Source organism: Thalassospira sp. TSL5-1, assembly GCF_001907695.1.
Lineage (GTDB): Bacteria > Pseudomonadota > Alphaproteobacteria > Rhodospirillales > Thalassospiraceae > Thalassospira.
Window position 1 is genome coordinate 277,628 of record NZ_KV880640.1, and the last position, 22,462, is coordinate 300,089.

Consider the following 22,462-nt stretch of genomic DNA (forward strand, 5'->3'; position numbering starts at 1 on the left):
GTTTATGCGCTGCGACATAGCGTTTGATGCAACTATATTGTGCATTTGCAGCGTCTGGCGCCTATTAGGCATTAATTTATATTGACGTTATCGTAACCCCGGAAAGGACGATAACGAATGTCTCAAACACAACCCCAATCCAGCCTCCCCACCCCGACAATCCTTCTCATTGGTGCGTCACGCGGCCTTGGACATGCAATGGCGGCAGAGTTTCTGAAAAAAGGCTGGAACGTTGTTGGCACAGTCCGCGCTGGCAGCGGTCACACCTTGCTTCATGATTTGCAATTGGACTATCCAGATCGGGTGGAAATTGAAATTCTCGATATCTGCAAAACCGATCAGCTTGATGCGTTGCACCAACGGTTAACCGGCCGGGAATTCGATATTCTGTTTGTGAATGCAGGCACAACCAACCCCGACCCCGGCCAGACAATTGGTGAAGTTTCAACCGAAGACTTCACCGACCTTATGATTACCAACGCGCTTGGCCCGATGCGCGTAATTGAGACGCTAAAAACCCGGGTCACATCAACGGGCACCATCGGCGTTATGTCATCGGGTCAAGGCAGCATCAGCAATAATGAAACCGGCCTGCGCGAGCTTTATCGGGGGACAAAGGCCGCTCTTAACATGTTTATGCGCAGCTTTGCCGCGCGTGAAGCCACCACCACCAACACATCGCGCGCGCTGGTGACAATGGCACCGGGTTGGGTCCGCACCGATCTTGGGGGCCCGGAAGGCCGCCTTTCAATCGAGGAAAGCATCCCCAGCCTCGTCAACGTCCTGTTGGAAAAACACGGCAAACCGGGGCTGGAATATCTGGATTATCAGGGACGCACCGTGCCCTGGTGAACCGGGTTCACAACCCCGCCAAAATCTCTGCCGTTACCGGCATTCTCCCAAGGGTGTTCTCAATCCGGTTGCGCCATTTGGGGCCACGGTCCCGGGCGTCCTCTAATGCTTCCTTAAGGTCATAGGGACGGTCCTGTGCCAAAACATCGATCAGCAGGGCGGCCTGTTGCTGGTCTTTGCGCTGTTTAAGGGCGACATCGCTACCACGGCGGCGGTCAGCGACGATCAGTTTGTGAATGGCAAAGCGTTCCGGTCGCGGCACATTCACCAACAGGCCATTGCGATACAAAACCGCCGATTTAATGGGATCGGCGATCAGATAATTCAAATGATGCAGGGACAGCGCACTCACGCCAAGGGCGGGAAGGTTTTTAACCCTTTCCTGTTCATCAAAGGACGGGCTTAAAAACTCGACCAAGGAGCCATCCTGTTTTTGTTTCCAGCGCCAGAATGTCCGTCCCTCCTGCGAGGGAATGGCTTCAAATTTCAGATCGGCAAAAACATCGGCCAAATTTTCATCGACCTGATCATCAATCGCGACGGACAACCGCTCGAAACTGGCGATATCGACATCCATCGTCTGGGCCAGGTCGTCGGTTGTCAGGCGAATGCCCAATTCGCCTTCATACAGACGAAAGGCATTTGTGCCGACCAGCACACCGCCGAGACGAAACACCCCCACCCGCGCCATTGCGGCGAGCAAACTGCCCGTGCCACGATCCACCGGCAACAGACCTTCGGCCCGCAAAATCCGCATCAGGCGGCCACACTGTTTTTGCCGTTCTTTCTGCTCCGCCCGGATGGCGTTAATCCGTTCAATGCGTTGGCGAATATCATCATTATTCGGACCAATGAAACGGGCAATGGTATCGGTCCCCAAACGGTAACGGTCATACCAGTATTCGCGCCCGTTCAAAACGCGCAGTTCAGGCGTGCCACGCACCTCCAAAACTTGTTCGTCCTTTAGCAAACGAAGCAAATCCGTATATGTCGCAACCGCTGTTGCACTGAGATTTCGGTAATTTCCGGCCATAACCCGCCATACTGCACAAATTATTTCATGTGCAGTATGGTAACAGAAACTAAAAATACTGCACAAATTATTTTATGTGCAGTATTTCAAGGACTATCAACCCGACACAATGTTTACGCCGTTAACACGATTTCGTAAACCGTTGTGGACTTGTCTGTTTTCAGGGTGAAATCAGCGGCTGAAGGGTCACATATCATGGCATCAAGGGGTTGCAATTGATGGGTTTCACCATCGCCCACAACGATTTCGACCGCATCCTGCACCAGTATGAACGTAACCGTTTTTTCCGATGTTGTGAGGATTTGAGTACCATTCACGACATGCCGGGTCACGCGATGTGTGCTGCGATTTCGCCGGGTCATCACATTCAAATCCGTGATGGGCCCGTCCACCAGCATTGCCGATGTTGGTATATCGGCCGCAAACGGATAAGGCGGCGTATCGTGCGTTAGTGTGACAGGGGCCTGATCGCCAATCACAAGCGTCATCCCCGCCCCTTCCAGAATGGAAAGGGTGCGATCAATACCGGGAAAGCTGGAAAACGGGCCATCACTGGCAACCTTTGCCATGCTGATGCGCCAGGCAAAATCATCCAGCCCGGCATTGGCGGGGTAAACGGCGATTTCCACCGTTTCCCCGCCACCGTTTTTCCAAGGCATTCGGCGATAGTCACTTGCCCGCAAAATGCGGATGGCCGAAGGCGCAGTCATGATCAGTTACCCAGAATACCGGGCAAACGCAGGCCATGTTCGCGGGCGCAATCAATGGCAATGTCATAGCCCGCATCGGCATGGCGCATCACGCCCGTTGCCGGGTCGTTCCACAAAACACGTTCCAGGCGACGGGCGGCGTCTTCGCTACCATCGGCACAAATTACCATGCCCGCATGCTGCGAAAAGCCCATGCCAACGCCACCCCCGTGATGCAGGCTTACCCAGGTTGCCCCCGAAGCGGTATTCAGAAGGGCGTTCAGAAGCGGCCAATCCGAAACCGCGTCAGATCCATCCTGCATCGCTTCGGTTTCGCGGTTGGGCGATGCAACCGAACCACTGTCAAGATGGTCACGGCCAATTACAATCGGGGCTTTCAGTTCACCCGATGCAACCATTTCATTAAAGGCAAGGGCCAGGCGGTGACGGTCACCCAAACCAACCCAGCAAATACGGGCGGGCAAGCCCTGGAAGGAAATGCGTTCACGCGCCATATCCAGCCAGTTATGCAGATGATGGTTATCGGGCAGGATTTCCTTTACCTTGGCATCGGTTTTATAAATGTCCTCCGGGTCGCCCGACAGCGCCGCCCAGCGGAACGGACCAACACCCCGGCAGAACAGCGGACGAATGCAGGCCGGAACAAAACCGGGGAAATCAAAGGCGTTCTCCAGCCCTTCTTCCTTGGCCATCTGGCGGATATTGTTGCCATAATCGATGGTCGGAATGCCCTGTTCGTGGAAGGCCAGCATCGCCTCGACATGTTCGCGCATGGAGGCACGGGCGGCCTTTGCAACTGCTTTCGGGTCGCTTTCGCGTTTGGCCTTCCATTCGCCCATGCTCCAGCCTTTAGGAAGGTAGCCATTTACCGGGTCGTGGGCCGATGTCTGGTCGGTCACGAGGTCCGGTTTTACGCCACGGCGCACCAGCTCGGGCACAATTTCGGCGGCATTGCCCAATAGCCCGACCGATTTTGCTTCGCCCGCCTTGGTCCAGCGGTCAATCATGTCCAGGGCTTCGTCAAGGCTGTCGGTTTTGGCATCGACATAGCCGGTGCGCAGGCGGAAATCGATGCTGTCCGGGTTGCATTCAATCGCCAAACAACAGGCCCCGGCCATGACAGCCGCCAGCGGCTGCGCGCCACCCATGCCACCCAGGCCAGCGGTCAAAACCCATTTGCCTTTCAGGTTGCCGTCATAATGCTGGCGGCCAACCTCGACAAAGGTTTCATAGGTGCCCTGTACGATGCCCTGGCTGCCAATGTAAATCCATGAACCGGCCGTCATCTGCCCATACATCATCAAACCCTTTTTATCGAGTTCGTTGAAATGGTCCCAGTTCGCCCAATGCGGCACCAGATTGGAGTTGGCAATCAGAACACGCGGCGCATCCTTGTGGGTCCGGAAAATCCCCACCGGCTTGCCAGACTGCACCAGCAGCGTTTCGTCTTCTTCCAGCGATTTTAACGACGCAACGATGCGGTCAAAATCCTGCCAGGTGCGCGCAGCGCGGCCAATGCCACCATAAACCACCAATTCATGCGGGTTTTCGGCAACATCGGGGTGCAAATTGTTCATCAACATGCGCAGCGGGGCTTCGGTCAGCCAGGATTTGGCCGAAATTTCGGTGCCGGTTGGTGCGATGATCTCACGAATATTATGGCGCGGATTGCTCATGGTTCAGTTTCCCTTGGCTAGATCAAAGGCGATCTTTTCGATGTTCTGCAAAATGTCTTTAAGGTGCGCGCGCAATGGTGCTGCGACAGTCTCGTCATATTCAAAAGGCGGTTCTTCGCGGGCAAGATGAGTGGATTGCGCCAGTTCCATTTGCACAGTGTGTATATTTTGTGCCGGGTTGGCATAATGCCGGGTGGTCCAGCCGCCACGAAAACGGCCATTCAAAACCGATGTAAACCCGGCGGCATTTTCGCACACAGTTACCACAGCCTGTTCGATACGCGGGTCACAGGTGGTGCCGCTATCTGTACCGATATTGAAATCCGGCAATTTGCCATCAAACAGGAACGGAATATGTGACCGGATCGAATGGCAATCATAAAGCACGGCAACGCCATGAAGGGCCTTAACCCGGTCAATTTCCGCCTTTAAGGCGGCATGATAGGGCGCGTGAAACTGTTGCTGGCGGCGCGAAACCTCATTTTCATCAGGTTCCTGCCCCTCTCGCCAGATCGGTTTGCCATCAAAATCCGTTACAGGCACCAGCCCGGTGGTGTTTTGCCCGGGATACAGGCTTTGCCCCGACGGGTCGCGGTTGGCATCAATCACATAGCGATGAAAAAGGGCGCGCACCGTGGTCACACCGGGCAGCAGGCCATCATAAAGCCTGTGAATATGCCAGTCGGTATCGGCCAGGATTTTACCATTGTCATTCAGCTTTTCGCGCATATCGGCCGGGACATCCGTTCCCGTATGCGGGAAGGCCAGAATCACCGGCGATGAGCCCTGTTCAACGTCAAAAACACGCATGCTGGAATATCTCCCGCCTCGTTTGAATGTTCGCAACCTGCTGTTTTCAAGACGATTTTTTATCATCCCGGACGCAGATTGAAAAAATTGCGATCACCTGATTGGAATTGTATCTTTTCCTTTGTTGCTTTTATGTATATACATAATAAAAAGCAACACAACATATTTCTTGCCGTTCTGACAAACAGAACGCCGATGGGAGAGTTAGGGACATGGCAATGCTGCATGCAAAATCGCTTCTGGGTGAACATGGCTGGCAGGAAAATGTAAGGCTATCGCTAGATGATGGCAAAATTACCAACCTGGAAACCGGCGTGTCCCCTGCCCCTGGCGATGAATGCCACGCCGTGATTGTGCCCGCGATGCCCAACCTGCACAGCCATGCCTTTCAGCGCGCAATGGCGGGCCTGGCGGAAATGCGCGGTACTGGCAGCGACAGCTTCTGGAGCTGGCGCACCAACATGTATCATTTCGCGCTGTCCATGACACCCGATGATGTGGAGGCGGTTGCCAGCCAGCTTTATATGGAAATGCTCGAAGCGGGTTTTTCGCGCGTTGGTGAATTTCATTATCTGCATCATGACCATGACGGCAGCCCTTATGCCCATATCGGCGAAATGGCAGATCATATCGCCAGTGCGAGCGCCACCACCGGCATAGATTTAACCCTGCTGCCGGTTTTTTATGCCCATGCCGGGTTTGGCGGCACCGCCCCGACGCAGGGCCAGCGCCGATTTATCAATTCGGTTGAGCAGTTTGAAAAACTGATTGCCGCCTGCAATGCCACGGCCCAAAACCGTGATGGCATGATTGTCGGTGTTGCCCCGCACAGCCTGCGCGCGGCCACGCCCGAAGAACTGGCAAGTGTGAGCAAAATGGCAGGCAGCAACCCCATTCACATCCATATTGCGGAGCAATTGCTGGAGGTCAATGACTGCATCAAATGGTCCGGCCAGCGCCCGGTTGAATGGCTGCTGGACCATGCTGATCTCAGCAATCAATGGTGCCTGGTGCACGCCACCCACATGACCGAAGATGAAACCACCCGCATGGCGCGGGCCGGTGCCATTGCCGGCCTGTGCCCGATTACCGAGGGCAATCTGGGCGATGGTACCTTCCCGGCGGAAACCTTTTTGGCACAGGGCGGCCAGTTTGGCATTGGGTCGGATTCCAACGTGCAAATCAGCATTTCATCCGAATTGCGCCAGTTGGAATATTCCCAGCGCCTGCATCACAATTCGCGCAACGCCATTGCCAATATCTCCTCCTCGACCGGGCGGACAATTTTTGACCATGCGCTTAAAGGCGGTGCCCGCGCCCTTGCCACCGATTACGGCATTGAGAATGGCAAAACCGCCAATTTTGTCTCGCTTGATACAAGCGAGGCATCCTATCTTGCGGGCGATCACATCCTTGATGCCTGGATTTTTGCCGAAACCATCAAGGTTGATAATGTGTGGGTGCGCGGGCGCAAGGTTGTGCAGCAAGGCCGCCATATTGCGCGCGACCAGATTGCACCGAAATTTCAGCAAACCATGAAAAACCTGCTGGCGAAATAGTCCGCCTGCCATAACGAGTTTGTTTCCCTTTCCCCTGTCGGATCGGCTAAAAGGGTCGTTATTGGCAAATCAGGAACAAGCGTTATTCATGCGGGCGAAAAAGTCACCTACCCTGCACCAGCAGATTATCAACGATATTGAAGGCTATATTCTGTCGGGCGCATGGCCCCCGGGCCATCGCATTGCCAATGAACTGGACCTGGCGGAACAGTATAATTGCTCGCGCATGACGGTAAACAAGGCACTCAGCCAGCTTGCCAACGCCAATTTGATTGAACGGCGCAAAAAATCCGGCAGTTTTGTCACCCAGCCCCAGGCGCAATCGGCGGTACTGGAAATTCACGATATCAAGCTGGAAGTGCAGTCTCTGGGGCTGCCTTATGAATATCATCGCCTTGGCCGGTCAACCCGCAAGTCAACGGCAAGTGACATGAAAAGCCTGGAGCTTTCGGAAAGTGCCGACATTCTGGAAGTAACGGGCAAGCACCTTGCCGGTCCGCGTGTTTTTTGCCGGGAAGAACGCCTGATCAATTTATCGGTTGTACCCGAAGCCCGCGATGAAGATTTCATCGACATCGCACCCGGCCCCTGGCTGACCAGCCGGGTGCCCTGGACCACGGCCGAACACATGATCAAATCCATCGGCGCAAATGCCCATTACGCCCGCGCCCTTGATATTGCAGAGGGAACGGCCTGCCTTGTCATCGAACGCCGCACCTGGAGCCATAACGGCCCCGTTACCCATGTACGCCTGACCTATCCCGGCGACCGGCACGCTCTGGTCGCCCGTTTCACCCCGACAGACCCGACAGGAAAGGCCTCCGGCTTTTAGTTGTATATGCAACCTCGCGCCAATACGATGACATAGGACATTCAGGTTGTTTTTCCCTGCCTGCTTTCAAGACGATAGCGCGTACCGGGGTAGATCAGACGGGCAAGCGAAACCACCCCACCACTCGACCAGGTCCGGCGGCGGATCATCAGGCAGGGCTCATTATGCAGGATTACCAGTAACTTAGCCTCCCACGGCTGCGCCAGGATCGACTCGACGACATGTTCCGATCCGGTCAGCGGGGCCATTTGCGACAGATAAACATTTGGTGTAATCGCCGAAAAGTCCTGAGACAAATAATCCGGCGCCAAAGCCGGATTGACAAAGCGGTCCTCGATCTGGACCGGCACATCATTTTCATGATGCACAATAAGCGAATGAAAAACCGGTGCCCCGATAGGCAAATCCAGCGCATCCGCTACATCAGGCGACGCCGCCTGGTCGGCCAGAACAATCACGGAGGCAGAATGAACATGGCCGCGTTCGGCAATTTCCTCGGCAATGTTGCGCACCTCAAACAGAGCGGAATAGCCCTTTTTCTGGGCCACAAACGAACCGACTCCCTGAACGCGCACCAATTCTCCCTCATGGGCCAACTCGCGCAGGGCCCTGTTGGCCGTCATTTTGCTAATACCCAGCTCTGAAACCAGCTCGTTTTCCGATGGAATCCGGTGATTGGGCTGCCATTCCCCGCGATATATGCGGTCCAGGATCAACTGTTTGACCTCCAGATACAACGGCCCGCCGCCATCCCGTTCCTTTCGCAAGGCCTGACCAGTAAATACTGGCCCTTCCTGTTTGTGCCGGGCTGGTCGTAATCCATTGTTTTTTGTCATTATTAACCCGTTTCCGCTTCGTTTTCATATTGCCCATATAATACACTTTTTATTTGATGAGCGTAAAAAAGTGTCATATGTTACATATACAACTAAAGACGTAACAATTTCTGCCACTCTGCATCAATATAACGCAATATAAAAACACGCAGGATGTGGCCGCGTTTATCAGGGCCAAATCGCTTCATTCGTTGCAAGGAGACCTCTCAATGAAGTTCAAGTCAATTCTTGTGGCTGCTGCCGCATTGTTTGCTGTTGCCAGCACAACACCGTCGCAGGCCAAAGAGTGGAAAGAAGTCACCATCACCCTCGAAGGGGCCTATGCCCCCTGGAACATGACCAACCCGGACGGGTCACTGGGCGGGTTTGAACCCGAACTGGCCGAATATCTGTGCAACCACATGAAGGTCAAATGCAATCTGGTTGCCTCGGACTGGGACAGCATGATCACCAGCCTCAATGCCGGTAAATTTGACGTGGTGATGGATGCACTTTCCATTACCCCGGAACGTCAGAAGGTCATCGCCTTTTCGATCCCCTATGCCAACACCCACGCTGCCTTTGCCGCACCGACAGAAAGTGATTATGCCCAGGCACCCGGCACCGGCGAAGTTGTGAAAATGGCACCGGATTATTCTGGCGGCAAAGACCAGATCGATGCCCTGCGCAAAACGTTTGATGGCGCAACCATCGGCATCCAGGCGGCAACGGTCTATGCCAAATTCATCTATGACAATTTCAAGGACATCGCGACCATCCGCGAATACAAAACCGGTGCCGAACGCGACCTTGACCTGCAAACCGGCCGTATCGACGTTGGCTTTGACGATACCACCAACCTGTTGGCATCTTTCAAAACATCCGACGAAGCCATGGCCATTACCGGCCCGGAAATTGCCGGAACTGTCTTTGGCATTGGTGAAGGCCTGGGCCTGCGCAAGGAAGATACCGAGCTGAAAGCCATGTTCGATGATGCCATCAAGGCCGCCCTTGCCGACGGGACCATCAAAAAGCTGTCGATGAAGTGGTTTGGCACCGACGTCACCCCGGAATAACCGCATTGCCAATTAGCGGGAAGCAGGCTTTTTTTTAACGCGGCTTCCCGCCGATTTTACGTCGCTGTTACTGTTAGGGGCCTGCGCCCCAAAGGCAGCAACATTCCCAAGCCCTTCAGACTTACGAAGGCCTGGCAAATGGAAATTTTTGAACTTCTCGGCTTTGGTGCCAAGGGCTGGGGTGCACTTATCCTGACCGGCATGTTGCTGACCTTGTGTGTCACGCTGGCTTCTCTTGCCATTGGCGCCGTTGTTGGCGGCCTGATCGCAACCGCCAAATTATCGAATTTCTGGTGGCTGCGCGTGCTGGGCACCACCTACACCACCATTTTTCGCGGCGTGCCTGAACTGCTGATCATTTACCTGATCTATTTTGGCGGCTCAAATGCCGTTACCGCCATTGGCCATGCGATGGGGATTGAGGGCTTTTTGGGCATGCCCTCCTTTTTGGCAGGCGCACTGGCCGTCGGGCTGATTTCCGCAGCCTATCAGGCAGAGGTTTATCGTGGGGCCTACCGCGCCATTCCCCGCGGCGAGATCGAGGCGGCCGCCTCCATTGGCATGCCGCCCCTGCGCTGTGTCCGCCGGATTATCCTGCCGCAAATTCTGCGTTTTGCCATTCCCGGGCTTAACAATGTCTGGCAGTTGTCGCTTAAGGATTCCGCGCTGATTTCAGTTACCGGTCTGGCCGAACTGATGCGCACCACCCAGGTCGCGGCTGGTTCGACCCGCCAGTATTTCATGTTCTATATTGTGGGCGGGGTGCTTTACCTGGTTCTGACCAGCTTTTCCGAACGGCTTTTTAACAGTGCCGAACGCCGCAGCAACAAATCCATGCCACGCGGCATGGGCCAGGTTTAAGGGGTGGTCATGGATTTTGCATTTCTGTTTTCGACCATGAAGGACCTGCTGGCCGCGACACCCACGACCATTGGCCTGTTTTCGTTATCGGTGTTTTTTGGCGGTCTTTTGGCCCTGCTGATTGTCACCATGCGGGTCAGCAACAACATCATCGCCCGCAATTTCGCCAAGGGCTATATCTTCGTCTTTCGCGGCTCCCCGCTTTTAATCCAGATGTTTCTGGTTTTTTACGGGCTCGGGCAATTCGGGGTGATCCGCCACAGCTTTGTCTGGCCTGCGTTGCGCGAACCCTTTATTTGTGCCGTTCTTTCGCTCGCCCTGTGCACGGCGGGTTACTCGGCTGAAATTTTTCGCAGTGGCCTGCGCGCCGTACCACCTGGCGAGGTGGAAGCAGCCCGGGCGGCTGGCATGTCCGGCTTTTTGCTGCTGCGCCGGATCATTGCGCCCATCGCACTCCGCCATGCCCTGCCCGCCTATTCGACCGAAATTGTCCTGATGGTCAAATCAACCGCGCTGGCAAGCCTGGTAACGGTTTGGGAAATTACCGGGGTGGCACAGCGGCTGATTTCGCAAACTTACCGCACAATGGAAGTTTTCCTGTGCGCCGCCGCCCTTTATCTGCTGTTGAATTTTATCATCCTGCAGGGCCTGTCCCTTCTGGAAAACCGGTTAAACCGCCATCACCGCCGCCCGACGGGACGCAAACCGTCGGTGATGAATGCCCTGTTTGGTGCCCGCCCCTAACCGGGCCGCATATTTGCCCCTTTAGTAAAAAGGATGGTTCCATGTCAGCCACCCCAAGGCTTTCTGTTCGCAATATCCGCAAAAGTTTTGGTGCCCACGAAGTCCTGCGCGGCATTTCCCTTGATGCCCATGATGGCGATGTCATTAGCGTGCTGGGGGCGAGCGGGTCTGGCAAATCCACGTTTCTACGCTGTATCAATATGCTGGAAACCGCCGATGACGGGGATGTGATTGTCAGTGGTGAAGAAATCACCATGAGAACCACCAGCCAGGGCCGTGGCCCTGCCAGCCGCAAGCAGCTTGACCGCATCCGCACCGAACTGGGCATGGTGTTTCAGTCCTTTAACCTGTGGTCACACATGACCATTCTGGAAAACATCATCGAAGGCCCGGTCCATGTGCAAAAACGCCCGCGTGCCGAGTGCATTGCCGAGGCCGTGGCCCTTTTGGAAAAGGTCGGCATTGCGGATCGCAAGGATTATTACCCGGCCCATCTTTCCGGCGGGCAAAAACAGCGCGCCGCCATTGCCCGCTCGCTTGCCATGAAACCAAAGGTCATTTTATTTGACGAACCGACATCGGCCCTGGACCCGGAACTGGTGGGCGAAGTGCTGCGTGTGATGCGCGACCTGGCGGCGGAGAAAATGACGATGCTGGTCGTCACCCATGAAATGGGCTTTGCCCGCAATGTGTCGAACCGCGTGATTTTCATGCGCGAAGGCCAAATCGATTGTGAAGGCACGCCAGATGACATGTTTGGCGGCCAGGGTTCGCCCTATTTCCAGCAATTCATCCGTCATATGGAAACCGAAAATGACGCTGCCTGATGTTATTCTTGATGTTGGCCTGACCTGGCGCGAAATCGCCGCCATTGCCAATGGTGCCCCCCTGACCCTGGCCGATGCCCCCAACAAACGCATTAACCGGGGCCGCAAAATTGTGAATGCACTGGTGGATCGCGGCATTCGGGCTTATGGCATTACCACCGGTGTTGGCGCATTGGCCGATACGGTGGTGGACCGCAGTGCCCAGGCACAGCTGTCGCGCAACATCATCCTCAGCCACGCTTGTGGCACCGGACCGTTGCTATCCGCCCCGGCGGTACGCGCCATTATTGCTGCACAAATCAACAATTTTGCGCATGGTTATTCCGGTATTTGCCCGGAAACGGTCGCTGCCCTGCAAGGCTTGCTCAACCACAACTGCATTCCGGCGGTTCCCTCCAAGGGGTCGGCAGGGTATCTGGTGCATATGGCGCATATTGCCCTGGTGCTGATTGGCGAGGGGCGCGCAATGATTGACGGGCAGATGCTTTCAGGGGCGGATGTGCTGGCAAAAATTGGCCTAAAACCGCTGACATTGCAGGCCAAAGAAGGCCTTAGTCTGGTCAATGGCACATCATGCTCTGCCGGGTTGGGGGCCTTTGCGCTGGCGCGTGCCCATCGCCTGGCCGACTGGGCTGATGCCATTGCCGCCATGACCCTTGAATCATCGGGCGCGCAAATGGCCGCCTTTGATGCCGATATTCTGGCTCTGCGCAAATCGGCGGGTATTCAAAAGGTGGGCGCAACCCTGCGGGCCCGGTTGGCGGGCAGCCGCCATATTGACCAGTCCTTTGCCAAACGCACACAGGATGCGCTAAGCCTGCGGGCAACGCCGCATGCCCACGGTGCCGTGCGCGACGTTTTTGATAACACGGCCATTGTCGTTAATCAGGAACTGGCATCCGCGACCGATAATCCCATTGTGCATGGGTCCCCCGAAGATCCCAAAGTCGCCTCCGAAGCCCATGCCGTTGCCCCGGCACTAGCCCTGGCGCTTGATGGGCTGGCGATTGCCATTTCGCAGCTTTCCATGCTGTCCGAACGGCGTCTGGACCGGCTGGTGAACCCGTTGGTCAGTGGCCTGCCACCGTTTTTAACCAATGATCCCGGTGTGGGGTCCGGCCTGATGATTGCACAATATACCGCCGCTGCGCTTGCCGCCGAAAACCGCCGCCTGGGTGCCCCGGCCAGCCTGGATGGCGGTATTACATCCGCCTTGCAGGAGGATTACCTGGCCCACCCCACGGCTGCGGCCAACAAGCTGTTACAGGTGCTTGATAATACCGAACAGGTTTTGGCGATCGAGCTTCTGGCCGCGGCCCAGGCCTCTGATCTGATTGCAATTAACCCCGATGACGGCATAAAAATGCGTGCATCGGGCACCAATGCCCTTTATCAACAAGTCCGTCATTTGCTGCCTGCTTATGGGGATGACCATGCCCTCGCCAACGATCTGGAAACGCTACGCAACCTGATCGCAAACGAGGAACCAGCCCCCATCCCCTAAACAGGCAACCACGATAAATAATATCACCCGGGTTTAACGCGCCACCCTGCGGCAAACCCGGCATTACCAACGCCACACCCGCAATCAACAAGGATCGTCCCATGTCCAACCAATATGATGTCGCTGTAATCGGTCTTGGTGCAATGGGCAGCGCCGCCATCTCGTTTCTGGCAGCACGCGGGGTACGGGTGATTGGTTTTGAAGCCGCAAGCCCGGCGCATGGGCTGGGTTCTTCGCACGGGGACAGCCGACTGATCCGGTTGGGATATTTTGAAGACCCCAGCTATGTGCCACTGTTACATCGCGCCTATGACAACTGGCGCGATCTGGAAAACCAGTTGCGCGAAACGATCCTGAACGTCACCGGTGTTTTGCAGGTTGGCCAACCCGACAGCGATATTATTACCGGCACCCTGGCATCCTGTGAACTTCACAACCTTGCACACGAGAAATTTAATGCCGCCGAAACGCGCAAACGATTTCCGGTTTTTGGACTGCAAGATGATGAAATTGCTGTACTTGATCCTAATGGCGGCTGGTTAAAACCCGAAGCCGCCCTGTGGGGATATTTGCGCCTGGCGGCCGCCAATGGTGCAAAGCTGCATATCGGCGAAAAGGTTGACGGCCTTTCATCAGGCGACAAGGGCGTTATCATTTCTGCAAGCGGACAAAAATATCATGCCGCAAAGGTCATTGTCGCAACCGGCGCCTGGATTTCGCAGTTGGTTCCCGGCCTTCAGGCGTTGGCAAACCCGATCCGCCAAGTAGTGGCGTGGTACCGGCCGGAAAACGGCTTTGTCACCAATCCAATCCGCATGCCCGCCTTTTTGCGTGACGACACCGAAAATGGTACGTTTTTTGGCTTTCCCGAAATTGGTGCAGATGGCGTTAAAATTGGCCGCCATGCCCATTTCATGGAAAGTATCGACCCTGATAAACCCAACCCGCCCGTCAACGACCAAGATTTGGCCTTGCTCGACGAATTTGCCGCGCGCTGCCTGCCGGGCATGAATGGCAGGCGGGTTAATGCCGTTACCTGCCGCTATACCATGCTGCCGGGCGAAGATTTCCTGCTGGACCATTTACCGGGTGACGACCGGGTGATTGTGGCCTCGCCCTGTTCGGGGCACGGGTTCAAATTCACCAGCGTGATTGGCGAAATTCTGGCCGATTTGGCAACACAGGGCGGAACCGACCTGCCGATAGATGCCTTTACATTTGACCGCCTGATGAAAGCGGCAAAAGCCGAAAAACCCGGCATGACCGACCCGGTTTGACAAAATATGAGAAAACGGTTGAAACCGTCATAATCCATGCCAAAACTGCATGCGTAAAAAGGTGGATTGCCTGTTGTGGGCCAGAAGTTCGGCACGAGTGAAAAGAGCATGATATGAAACGGGTTGTTATCGCCATTACCGGGGCATCAGGCGTGATTTATGGTGTCCGCGCCCTGCAATTGCTGCGCGAGATTGCCGATATTGAAACACATGCTGTTATTTCGCCCTCCGCCCTGCGTACCGCCAAGGCGGAACTGGATATTGATGCCGACGAAATCCGGTCCTATGCCGATGTCGTCTATAATTACCGCGATATTGGTGCGGCAATTTCTTCCGGGTCTTTCCAAACCGAAGGCATGCTGGTAGCCCCCTGTTCGATTAAAACGCTTAGCGGGATTGCCAATTGTTACAATGACGAACTGATTGTGCGGGCTGCCGATGTTTGTCTGAAGGAACGGCGCCGAGTGGTGCTGCTATTGCGTGAAACGCCCTATCATGCCGGGCATATTAACCTGATGGCCCAGGCAACCCAAAACGGGGCCATCATCATGCCGCCCGTCCCGGCCTTTTACAGCCGCCCGCAAAGCATTGACGAAATGGTCACACAAACCACCGGCCGGGCGCTGGACCTTCTGGGTATTCATCTGCCCGTCGTCAAACGCTGGACGGAAGACGATAATAGCGCGTCTTGACCCGGTTAAAACAACAAACCTGCCCTGCCGGATCATCGCTTCTATTCAATTGAGGCTGAAGACATCGGTAACACTGCCACAACCCTTTCAATCATTCGGGTAATTGGCAATTCTCCATCAATCACAACACCCTTTTCATCCGGCGCAAGGGGCTCCAGGGTTTCAAGCTGGCTATCAAGCAGGGATACTGGCATGAAGTGATCCCGCCCGGTCATTCTTTGCACCAAAACATCGCGCGGCACGGCAATGTGAATAAAAACGACGTCGCCCGCTGTGCGTAACCGGTCGCGATAAGATCGCTTTAACGCCGAACAGGACACCACAATGCCACCATCTGGCGCGGCTTTTATCTGCTCTGCAATGCGGTCCAGCCACGGGCGGCGCATGTCGTCATTCAGCGGGCGACCCTGTGCCATCCATTCCACATTCGCTTTTGGATGAAAATGGTCGCCCTCAAGAAACGGCAGCGATAAAAACCGGGCCAATTCGATACCGATCGTCGATTTACCACAACCGGCAACACCCATTACAACAATACGCTGCTTCATTCAGGTCAACCAGGAAATCGGATACATCACAATCTGCGGGAAGGCCGCAACCAGCACAATCACCACCAAATTCACAATATAAAACGGCATTGCCGCCTTTATCAGTTTTGGTGTTGGCACCTTCGAGACATAGGCCGTTGCAAACAGGCATGTCCCCACCGGCGGCGTTGCCAGGCCAACCGCCAGACACGTCACCATATAAATCAGAAAGTGCATCGGATGCACCCCGGCGCTGATCGCGGCGGGCATCAACACCGGGATCAGCATCAAGGCGGCGGCAACAATGTCCATCATCATGCCGACAATGATGAAGATAACCCCCATCAGCATTAAGGTGCCAAAACCCGACCCGGCAAATAGCGCCAGAAAGCCCGAAGCCTTTTGCGGCAGCATATCCACCGTGAAAACAAAGGTTGCCACATTGGCGACCATCAAAATCAGCAATACCGAGCCGGCAAGCTGACCGGAACGTATGGTTAGTACCAACACATCCTTAAGGCCGATCTGCCGATACACCGCACCAGCCACCACCAGAGTATACAACACGGCAAGACCCGCTGCCTCGGTCGGGGTGACAATACCCGAAAACATGCCGGTCAAGATAATGATTGGCGCCCCAATGGCAGGGGCAGCACGCACCAACGCGCGCACGGAACGGCCAAAACTAAAGGATGTGATTTGCCCGTAACTGTTTTTGCGCGCAATGAAAGTATTATACGCCGCCAACGCCAGGGCCAGCAACACACCCGGCCCCAAACCACCCGCCAGTGCCGCCCCCACCGACTGACCAGAAGACGCAGCGGCAACAATGATCAAAATCGAGGGCGGCACCAATGTTGCCAATGTCGATGTTATCAGTGTTAACGCCGCCGCATAGGGCTTGGGATAGCCGCGTGACGTCATGGATTTGATGGTAATCGGCCCCAAGCTGGCAATATCGGCCACGGAGGAGCCCGAAATCCCGCCAAAAATAAAACTTGAGACAATATTCACATGCCCGACACCGCCGGGCAAACGCCCCACCAGGGCTTCGGCGGCATCAAATATCCGTTCGGAAAGCCCGCCCCGTTCCATAATCTGCCCGGCAAGAATAAACAGGGGCACGGCAATCAGCAAAAACGAATTGATCGAGGTTGCCATAGACTGCGTCACCATCGTCAAAGGCAGCCCGAACCACCAAATGGTTCCCGCCGATGCCAAGCCCAGGGCCACGGATAACGGCACATCGAGAAAAGCCAGAACGACAAAAATCACAATAAGGGTAAGGCTCATGGCACGCTTTCCTGATGTTCGTCAGCCATATCAACGGGGGTGGCAAAGTCATCCTGCGCAAATAGCGCATTTAGCGCGGCCCCAAAAATTGCCAGGCCCGACCCGATCACCAGCGGCAAGGTGGCCAGCCACATGCCAACCTGAAGCGTTGCAGAGCGTTCATTAAAGCTGATTTGCTGCAACAACAGGTTCCATCCCTGCCAGCAGGCAATCCCGAACAGCAGCATGGCGCACACAGCCGGAATAAGACGGTAAATGCGACGAAACGACTGCGGGATCAATACGATCAAAAAATTAAGCGCCGGATGCTGACCATTGCGAAACCCGACGGCAAGGCCCAGCCAGACCGTCCAGATGAACAAAAAGCGGGCGAGTTCCTCGGTCCAGGCGACGGAATGCCCCGCAAAGCGCGAAATCACCTGCACCGCAATAAGTATCACCATGCTAAGGACAGCCAGCAAAATGATTGCATCGACAATCCGCCAGACGATTTTGTCGATAAGCTGCATTTAACTTCCTCCCAAAAGACCGGAGCCTGCCTGCGCAGGCTCCGTTGGAAAATCAATGCGCATTGACGAAATCGATGCTTTCCTTGGTGAAATCTGCACCAATCTGGTCTTCAAATTCGCCGTAAATGCCACGGGCAATCTTTTGAACCTTTTCAAGTTCACCATCTGCGAAATGGTTCACCTGCATGCCCTGTGCTTTCAGTTTTTCAATAATTTCGTGCTCTTGCTGAATCTCCTGGGCGTCATGCTCCGCAATCATCTCGTGGGCGGCTTCCATAACCGCACCCTGATATTGCGCCGGAATACGGCCCCACGCCTTTGATGACAGGCCAAGCAGGAAACTATCAGCAATATGCTGGGTCATGTTTAACTGGCCCTGCACTTCGGCGAATTTGTTATTATAGGGCACTTCAACCGGGTTTTCCTGCCCTTCAATCACCTGCAACTGCAGGGCGGAATACACCTCGGAAAAGGCCATTGGTGTCGGGTTGGCACCCAATGCCTGGAACAATTTCACAAATAGCGGGTTATTGGGGGTGCGCAGGGTCAGGCCCTTAAAATCCTCGGCCTTTGTAATCGCCCGGTCGCGGGTTGTGACATCGCGGAAGGTCCGCAAAAAGAAACCAAGCCCCTTGATATTCATGCGTTCAAGTGATGCAATCAGTTCCTGGCCCGGCTCCCCGTTCAGATAAGCCTTTAGCTGATCATAATTGGCAAACAGGTAAGGCAGGGAAATGGCGTTCATCCTGGGTTCAAACGAGGCATAAACCGAAGATGCCAGGATAAGACCATCCAGCGCCCCGGCGCCAAGCTGGTTAACAGCCGAGTTCTGGTCACGGCCAAACAGCACGCCATCGGCAAAAACCTGGAACTTCACCTGCCCGTCGGTTTTCTGGTCCACCAGTTCGGCAAAACGGGTCGCAGCCCGGCCAACCGAACTTTCAATCGGATCGGGCACGGCCAGCATCAGGGTTGTTTCGGCCGCAGCCGGGCGCACACCGGTTACACCGGCAATCGCAACCGCCCCCAGCAGGACAATGCGCAAAAGTCCCCGACGTGTTGTGTTAAAACGATTCTTCATAGTTTCCTCCCGTTTTACTATTTTCAGGGTTTTAAGGGGCTGCCTTCTGGCAGTCTTCCGTTAAGACGTTTAAGCTCAAGAAACAGGGCAGAGTGATCCAAATCCCCGCCACCATGTGCAACCAGCGATGAAAACAGCCGGTCAACAAGTTCCAAGACCGGCAAATCAAGATCCAGTGCCCGTGCCGCATCAAGCGCAGCACCCGTATCCTTGATCTGATATTTTGCAGGTCCGCCGGGATCGAACAGTCCGGCAATCATTTTCTCGCCGTGCAGGTCCAATATGCGCGAATTGGCAAACCCGCCCAAAAGGGCTTCGCGCACCTTTGCCGGGTTGGCGCCACCGGCCTCGGCCAACAGCAACCCTTCGGAAACAGCGGCAATCGTGCTGGCAACCAGCAACTGATTAACCAGTTTTGCCAATGTACCAGTGCCAGCGGGGCCGATATGCACAACCCGCCCCATCGCAGATAAAACCGGGCTAACTGCACGCACATCCCCCAATTCACCCCCCGCCATAATCGACAGGGTCCCGTCCGTTGCGGCAGGTGTACCGCCCGACACTGGCGCATCAAGCCAGCGAATACCCAGATCGACCGATTTTGCCGCCATCTCCTTGGCCTCGGCCACACCGATCGACGACATCACCACCAGAAAGGCGGCCTTTTTGATCAGCGGGGCAATGCCATGCTCGCCAAACAAAATGTCAGCACATACTGGCCCGGACGAGAGCATGACAATCACAATATCCGCATCACGCACCGCATCCGCCGGGCTTGCGGCGATAGTGGCCCCTTTGGTTGCCAGGGCGGCGGCCTTTTCCGGCGTGCGGTTCCATACCGTGACCTCAAAGCCCGCCGCCAGCAGATTGGCCGCCATTGGTGCCCCCATCAGGCCCGTGCCGATAAAGGCTATTTTCTGTGTTTGCAAACCGCTCATCACGAGGCCACAACACGGTCAAAAAACCGAACCGGCCCTTCCTGCACCAAATGCAGTGCGGCCCGGAAATGGGCCAGATGCGGGGTTTGCAAATGTCGATCAAAGGCCGCGCGGTCATCATAAACTTCGTAAAACATCACCCTGATCGGTGTTGTTTCAATATCCACAATCACGTCAAACTGCTGGCAACCCTTTTCATTCGTCATCGATGCCTCGGCATCGTCCCTGGCCGCCTTTAAAAAGGCGTCCAGGTTCTCTGCTTCGACGACAAATTCCGGTAAAACGACAAAGCTCATTTGTCCGCCTCACTTGCCGGTCCCATTGTCGTCACCTGTTCACGGCGCAGATTGACAACATCCAGATCATCCACCAGTTCGACATCCGACATGCGAACAATCTGGTCACGCTTGATGGGGTTCTTCAGTTTGACATTATGGGCCAGGCCAATTGGCAGGGCATCAACCTCGGTGGAAATGGTTGCCGGAATGGCCTTGGCCCAAACCGCATACCCGCCTTCACCATCAAGCATATCGCCTGCCTTGAAATCGCCCTTTGCCGTGGCAACGGCATCGCCCCGATATTCCTTTGAGGATCCGGTTGGTTCGCCGCGCAAAACCGCCGAAAGAACAGAGACAGACGTTTCAAGGCCAATCAGGTGGAACGGACGCCACATCGAACCATACCAACCCGATTTATCCGTCAGCAGACCATATTGTTCAAAACAGTCCCGGGTATATTCATCAGGCGCACGGAAGGTGACAAACATGCCGTAACGGATATTGTTCAGCACTTCGCGACCATCGGGTTCCTGGCTGGCGGCAATATCGACCAAACCATTTTTCGGCAGGCGCCCCCCCTTGGATTTGGGTTTAAAAACCGATGCCAGATCCTGTAAGCCAGACGGATAAAATGCCAAACCATCATCGGGGCAATCCAGACCTGTCCCATTGGCTACAGCGGCCATTTCAATGGCGGCCTTGGTGCCGTCGGTAAAGGAATTATACATTTTCGGGTTAAAATCACCCTTGGCGACAAATTCGTCGCTCCAGCCGAAATACCCCCAAACCGTATCCGGGGTGGAATAGCGATATTCGGGTTGGAAATTCATACCCTTGCCTGCCGACACCAGCTCGAAACCGCAGGAACGGGCCCAATCGACCAATTCACAAATAAAGGCGGGCTGATCGCCATAAGCCATCGAATAAACCAGGCCGTTTTTGCGGGCCTTTGCCGCCAAAATCGGCCCGCACATCACATCGGCCTCGACATTGACCATGACGATATGTTTCATGCCATCAATTGCCATCAGGGCATGGCGTGTGCCTGCAATCGGGTGGCCGGTGGCCTCGATGATACATTCGATGCCCTCAAAGGCGCACATGTCTGCGGCGTCATCGGTGACATAGGTCTTGCCGCGATCCATCGCATCGGAAAACGATGTGGCGTTGTATTCATCTTCCTGCCAGCCGGTCCGCTTGAGCGACCCGCGCGCTTTGCCAATATCGAGATCAGCAACGGCAACAATATGATAACCGGCAATTTTGCGTGCCTGGGCCAGAACCATCGAGCCAAACTTGCCCGCGCCGATCAGGCCAACACGAACAGGGCGGCCCTCGGCATTTCTTTTCGCGAGCATCGAGTAAAGGTTCATCTTGCAAATCTCCATCTTTCGGCCAACAAGGCCGGACGGCAGCGCAAGGAAGAATAAAGCTGATGTTCCGGCAACCCTGCCCGGATGGCAGATTGACGACGAACGATTTTGCGGTTCCTCCCGGCGTGCCCTGTTTTTATGTTTTCGAGCACGCTGATCTTTGATCTCGGGACGTCGAAGATCAATTTACTTTTTATGTTTGTTTATTAAGTTTAACTAACCAATTATCGCGCGATCCTGATTAAACCAAATCTGCGCTTCGCGTTTGATCCATTGAATAAACCGTTTGACCCGGCTGCGCCGTAAATGGCTATAGGGGCAAACAATCCACTGGGTGGTAATGGGCATATTCGGGGCATTTTCAATCGCCGGCAACAATTGCCCCGCGCGCAATTCCTGTTCCATCATCAGGGTGCTTTCCAGGGCCATGCCCATGCCCAAAACGGCTGCATCAACCGCCATATGGGAACGGTCGAAATAAAGCCGTTTTGACGATGCGTCATGATCAAGTCCCTGCTCGGCAAACCAGGTTTTCCACTGGATCTGTGCCTTGACCGAATGGATAAGGCGGTGATGCAACAAATCTTTGGCGACAAGATTATTGCCCGATAGCAGTGACGGCGCGCAAACCGGAATGAACCGTTCTTCGACCAGTCCTTCAACATGCAGTCCCGGCCAGCGCCCCGCCCCGTGCCGAATTTCCATATCAACCAGATCGCGGTTAAAATCGGTCGGCTCATTTGACCCGTCAAGACGAATATCAATATCGGGATTTGCATCCAGAAAACGCGGTAAACGCGGCAATAACCACTTGGTCGAAACCGTTGGTGTCGCCCGAATGGTCAGCAGGGCCGAATTGCTGTTGCCCTGTATCAAGTCGGTTGCCTTGATAATATCTTCGACATGCTGCGAAATCAGATCGAAATATCTTTCACCGGCCTCGGTCAATTTAATCTTGCGACCAACTCGCACAAACAGGGATGTACCAATCTGGGTTTCCAAGGCGCGCAATTGCTGGCTTACAGCCGAAGACGTCACGTTTAACTGTTCCGCTGCGGCCGCAACGGAATTTAACGTCGCAACATGATAAAACACGGCAATTGATCGAAACGGTGCCATTGCCACCCCTCCCCCTCCCTAAGCTGCAAATATGTCCGTCGCGTTTTTATAACGATTGGTTGGTAATGCTTATGCC

At 54.8% G+C, this 22,462-nt stretch carries 23 protein-coding genes; 10 read left to right on the plus strand and 13 right to left on the minus strand.

The features are described from left to right. Positions 1-117 precede the first annotated feature (117 nt). A complete protein-coding gene (locus LF95_RS19830) occupies positions 118-852 on the plus strand; it encodes an SDR family NAD(P)-dependent oxidoreductase (protein ID WP_073956921.1) in 735 nt (244 codons plus the stop codon). A 7-nt stretch (positions 853-859) separates the two neighbouring features. On the opposite strand, the gene LF95_RS19835 is transcribed toward LF95_RS19830, so the two are convergent. The 4 genes from LF95_RS19835 to hutG form a co-directional block, all read right to left on the minus strand. Continuing rightward, complete coding sequence (locus LF95_RS19835; RefSeq protein ID WP_252509839.1) at positions 860-1,822, minus strand: nucleotidyltransferase family protein; 963 nt, start codon at positions 1,820-1,822, stop codon at positions 860-862. Between the two features lie 176 nt (positions 1,823-1,998). After that, positions 1,999-2,595, minus strand: a complete 597-nt coding sequence (locus LF95_RS19840) for a HutD/Ves family protein (RefSeq protein WP_215905711.1) — start codon at positions 2,593-2,595, stop codon at positions 1,999-2,001. Positions 2,596-2,597: 2 nt separating this feature from the next. Then, a complete protein-coding gene (gene hutU, locus LF95_RS19845) occupies positions 2,598-4,271 on the minus strand; it encodes a urocanate hydratase (protein ID WP_073956923.1) in 1,674 nt (557 codons plus the stop codon). A 3-nt stretch (positions 4,272-4,274) separates the two neighbouring features. Then, the gene (gene hutG, locus LF95_RS19850; RefSeq protein WP_073956924.1) at positions 4,275-5,081 is read right to left on the minus strand and encodes an N-formylglutamate deformylase; all 807 of its coding nucleotides are present in this window, start codon (positions 5,079-5,081) and stop codon (positions 4,275-4,277) included. A 212-nt stretch (positions 5,082-5,293) separates the two neighbouring features. Between hutG and LF95_RS19855 the strand changes: the two genes are divergently transcribed. After that, positions 5,294-6,640 (plus strand): formimidoylglutamate deiminase, encoded by a 1,347-nt coding sequence (locus LF95_RS19855; protein WP_073956925.1) that lies wholly within the window; start codon positions 5,294-5,296, stop codon positions 6,638-6,640. An 88-nt stretch (positions 6,641-6,728) separates the two neighbouring features. Beyond that, on the plus strand, positions 6,729-7,472 hold the full coding sequence (hutC, locus tag LF95_RS19860; protein WP_073956926.1) for a histidine utilization repressor: 744 nt from the start codon (positions 6,729-6,731) through the stop codon (positions 7,470-7,472). A gap of 41 nt (positions 7,473-7,513) precedes the next feature. Here hutC (LF95_RS19860) and hutC (LF95_RS19865) read toward each other — a convergent pair whose 3' ends face one another. After that, entirely contained in the window at positions 7,514-8,308 is a 795-nt protein-coding gene (gene hutC / locus LF95_RS19865; RefSeq protein ID WP_083607830.1) for a histidine utilization repressor, read from the minus strand. A 209-nt stretch (positions 8,309-8,517) separates the two neighbouring features. On the opposite strand from hutC (LF95_RS19865), the gene LF95_RS19870 reads away from it, so the two are divergent. The 7 genes from LF95_RS19870 to LF95_RS19900 all read left to right on the plus strand — a co-directional run bounded on the left by LF95_RS19870 (position 8,518) and on the right by LF95_RS19900 (position 15,268). After that, positions 8,518-9,363 carry a transporter substrate-binding domain-containing protein gene (locus tag LF95_RS19870; RefSeq protein ID WP_073956927.1) on the plus strand — a complete coding sequence of 282 codons (846 nt, stop codon included), beginning with the start codon at positions 8,518-8,520 and terminating at the stop codon, positions 9,361-9,363. A 138-nt stretch (positions 9,364-9,501) separates the two neighbouring features. Beyond that, positions 9,502-10,224 carry an ABC transporter permease gene (locus LF95_RS19875; RefSeq protein ID WP_073956928.1) on the plus strand — a complete coding sequence of 241 codons (723 nt, stop codon included), beginning with the start codon at positions 9,502-9,504 and terminating at the stop codon, positions 10,222-10,224. Positions 10,225-10,233: 9 nt separating this feature from the next. Beyond that, on the plus strand, positions 10,234-10,968 hold the full coding sequence (locus LF95_RS19880; RefSeq protein ID WP_073956929.1) for an ABC transporter permease: 735 nt from the start codon (positions 10,234-10,236) through the stop codon (positions 10,966-10,968). 41 nt (positions 10,969-11,009) lie between these two features. Then, on the plus strand, positions 11,010-11,795 hold the full coding sequence (locus LF95_RS19885; protein ID WP_073956930.1) for an ABC transporter ATP-binding protein: 786 nt from the start codon (positions 11,010-11,012) through the stop codon (positions 11,793-11,795). Next, entirely contained in the window at positions 11,782-13,299 is a 1,518-nt protein-coding gene (gene hutH, locus LF95_RS19890; protein WP_073956931.1) for an HAL/PAL/TAL family ammonia-lyase, read from the plus strand. Before LF95_RS19885 ends, hutH begins: the two co-directional genes overlap by 14 nt. A gap of 101 nt (positions 13,300-13,400) precedes the next feature. Then, the gene (gene solA, locus LF95_RS19895) at positions 13,401-14,576 is read left to right on the plus strand and encodes an N-methyl-L-tryptophan oxidase (protein ID WP_073956932.1); all 1,176 of its coding nucleotides are present in this window, start codon (positions 13,401-13,403) and stop codon (positions 14,574-14,576) included. A gap of 113 nt (positions 14,577-14,689) precedes the next feature. After that, positions 14,690-15,268, plus strand: coding sequence for a UbiX family flavin prenyltransferase (locus LF95_RS19900; RefSeq protein WP_073956933.1), 579 nt, complete (start codon positions 14,690-14,692; stop codon positions 15,266-15,268). A gap of 41 nt (positions 15,269-15,309) precedes the next feature. Here the strand turns inward: LF95_RS19900 and LF95_RS19905 are convergent, their stop codons facing one another. From LF95_RS19905 to LF95_RS19940, 8 genes are all read right to left on the minus strand, one after another. Then, positions 15,310-15,816, minus strand: coding sequence for a gluconokinase (locus tag LF95_RS19905; RefSeq protein WP_073956934.1), 507 nt, complete (start codon positions 15,814-15,816; stop codon positions 15,310-15,312). Next, positions 15,817-17,088, minus strand: coding sequence for a TRAP transporter large permease (locus tag LF95_RS19910; protein WP_073956935.1), 1,272 nt, complete (start codon positions 17,086-17,088; stop codon positions 15,817-15,819). Beyond that, entirely contained in the window at positions 17,085-17,597 is a 513-nt protein-coding gene (locus tag LF95_RS19915; RefSeq protein WP_073956936.1) for a TRAP transporter small permease, read from the minus strand. The genes LF95_RS19910 and LF95_RS19915 overlap by 4 nt, the downstream gene beginning before the upstream one ends. 52 nt (positions 17,598-17,649) lie before the next feature. Then, the gene (locus LF95_RS19920) at positions 17,650-18,678 is read right to left on the minus strand and encodes a DctP family TRAP transporter solute-binding subunit (RefSeq protein WP_083607831.1); all 1,029 of its coding nucleotides are present in this window, start codon (positions 18,676-18,678) and stop codon (positions 17,650-17,652) included. A 23-nt stretch (positions 18,679-18,701) separates the two neighbouring features. Further along, the gene (locus tag LF95_RS19925) at positions 18,702-19,616 is read right to left on the minus strand and encodes an NAD(P)-dependent oxidoreductase (RefSeq protein ID WP_073956937.1); all 915 of its coding nucleotides are present in this window, start codon (positions 19,614-19,616) and stop codon (positions 18,702-18,704) included. Further along, complete coding sequence (locus tag LF95_RS19930) at positions 19,616-19,912, minus strand: putative quinol monooxygenase (RefSeq protein WP_073956938.1); 297 nt, start codon at positions 19,910-19,912, stop codon at positions 19,616-19,618. Before LF95_RS19930 ends, LF95_RS19925 begins: the two co-directional genes overlap by 1 nt. Then, on the minus strand, positions 19,909-21,252 hold the full coding sequence (locus LF95_RS19935) for an NAD(P)H-dependent oxidoreductase (RefSeq protein ID WP_215905712.1): 1,344 nt from the start codon (positions 21,250-21,252) through the stop codon (positions 19,909-19,911). The genes LF95_RS19930 and LF95_RS19935 overlap by 4 nt, the downstream gene beginning before the upstream one ends. A 231-nt stretch (positions 21,253-21,483) precedes the next feature. Further along, positions 21,484-22,386: a LysR substrate-binding domain-containing protein gene (locus LF95_RS19940; RefSeq protein WP_073956940.1), complete on the minus strand. Its 903-nt coding sequence runs from the start codon at positions 22,384-22,386 to the stop codon at positions 21,484-21,486. Positions 22,387-22,462 lie beyond the last annotated feature (76 nt).

Excerpts from the sequence above, each read along its gene's own strand:
- LF95_RS19830 (WP_073956921.1), top strand. The coding sequence starts at position 118 with ATGTCTCAAACACAACCCCAATCCAGCCTCCCCACCCCGACAATCCTT.
- LF95_RS19840 (WP_215905711.1), bottom strand. The coding sequence starts at position 2,595 with ATGACTGCGCCTTCGGCCATCCGCATTTTGCGGGCAAGTGACTATCGC.
- hutU (WP_073956923.1), bottom strand. The coding sequence starts at position 4,271 with ATGAGCAATCCGCGCCATAATATTCGTGAGATCATCGCACCAACCGGC.
- hutG (WP_073956924.1), bottom strand. The coding sequence starts at position 5,081 with ATGCGTGTTTTTGACGTTGAACAGGGCTCATCGCCGGTGATTCTGGCC.
- LF95_RS19855 (WP_073956925.1), top strand. The coding sequence starts at position 5,294 with ATGGCAATGCTGCATGCAAAATCGCTTCTGGGTGAACATGGCTGGCAG.
- hutC (WP_073956926.1), top strand. The coding sequence starts at position 6,729 with ATGCGGGCGAAAAAGTCACCTACCCTGCACCAGCAGATTATCAACGAT.
- hutC (WP_083607830.1), bottom strand. The coding sequence starts at position 8,308 with ATGACAAAAAACAATGGATTACGACCAGCCCGGCACAAACAGGAAGGG.
- LF95_RS19870 (WP_073956927.1), top strand. The coding sequence starts at position 8,518 with ATGAAGTTCAAGTCAATTCTTGTGGCTGCTGCCGCATTGTTTGCTGTT.
- LF95_RS19875 (WP_073956928.1), top strand. The coding sequence starts at position 9,502 with ATGGAAATTTTTGAACTTCTCGGCTTTGGTGCCAAGGGCTGGGGTGCA.
- LF95_RS19880 (WP_073956929.1), top strand. The coding sequence starts at position 10,234 with ATGGATTTTGCATTTCTGTTTTCGACCATGAAGGACCTGCTGGCCGCG.
- LF95_RS19885 (WP_073956930.1), top strand. The coding sequence starts at position 11,010 with ATGTCAGCCACCCCAAGGCTTTCTGTTCGCAATATCCGCAAAAGTTTT.
- hutH (WP_073956931.1), top strand. The coding sequence starts at position 11,782 with ATGACGCTGCCTGATGTTATTCTTGATGTTGGCCTGACCTGGCGCGAA.
- solA (WP_073956932.1), top strand. The coding sequence starts at position 13,401 with ATGTCCAACCAATATGATGTCGCTGTAATCGGTCTTGGTGCAATGGGC.
- LF95_RS19900 (WP_073956933.1), top strand. The coding sequence starts at position 14,690 with ATGAAACGGGTTGTTATCGCCATTACCGGGGCATCAGGCGTGATTTAT.
- LF95_RS19905 (WP_073956934.1), bottom strand. The coding sequence starts at position 15,816 with ATGAAGCAGCGTATTGTTGTAATGGGTGTTGCCGGTTGTGGTAAATCG.
- LF95_RS19910 (WP_073956935.1), bottom strand. The coding sequence starts at position 17,088 with ATGAGCCTTACCCTTATTGTGATTTTTGTCGTTCTGGCTTTTCTCGAT.
- LF95_RS19915 (WP_073956936.1), bottom strand. The coding sequence starts at position 17,597 with ATGCAGCTTATCGACAAAATCGTCTGGCGGATTGTCGATGCAATCATT.
- LF95_RS19920 (WP_083607831.1), bottom strand. The coding sequence starts at position 18,678 with ATGAAGAATCGTTTTAACACAACACGTCGGGGACTTTTGCGCATTGTC.
- LF95_RS19925 (WP_073956937.1), bottom strand. The coding sequence starts at position 19,616 with ATGAGCGGTTTGCAAACACAGAAAATAGCCTTTATCGGCACGGGCCTG.
- LF95_RS19930 (WP_073956938.1), bottom strand. The coding sequence starts at position 19,912 with ATGAGCTTTGTCGTTTTACCGGAATTTGTCGTCGAAGCAGAGAACCTG.
- LF95_RS19935 (WP_215905712.1), bottom strand. The coding sequence starts at position 21,252 with ATGCTCGCGAAAAGAAATGCCGAGGGCCGCCCTGTTCGTGTTGGCCTG.
- LF95_RS19940 (WP_073956940.1), bottom strand. The coding sequence starts at position 22,386 with ATGGCACCGTTTCGATCAATTGCCGTGTTTTATCATGTTGCGACGTTA.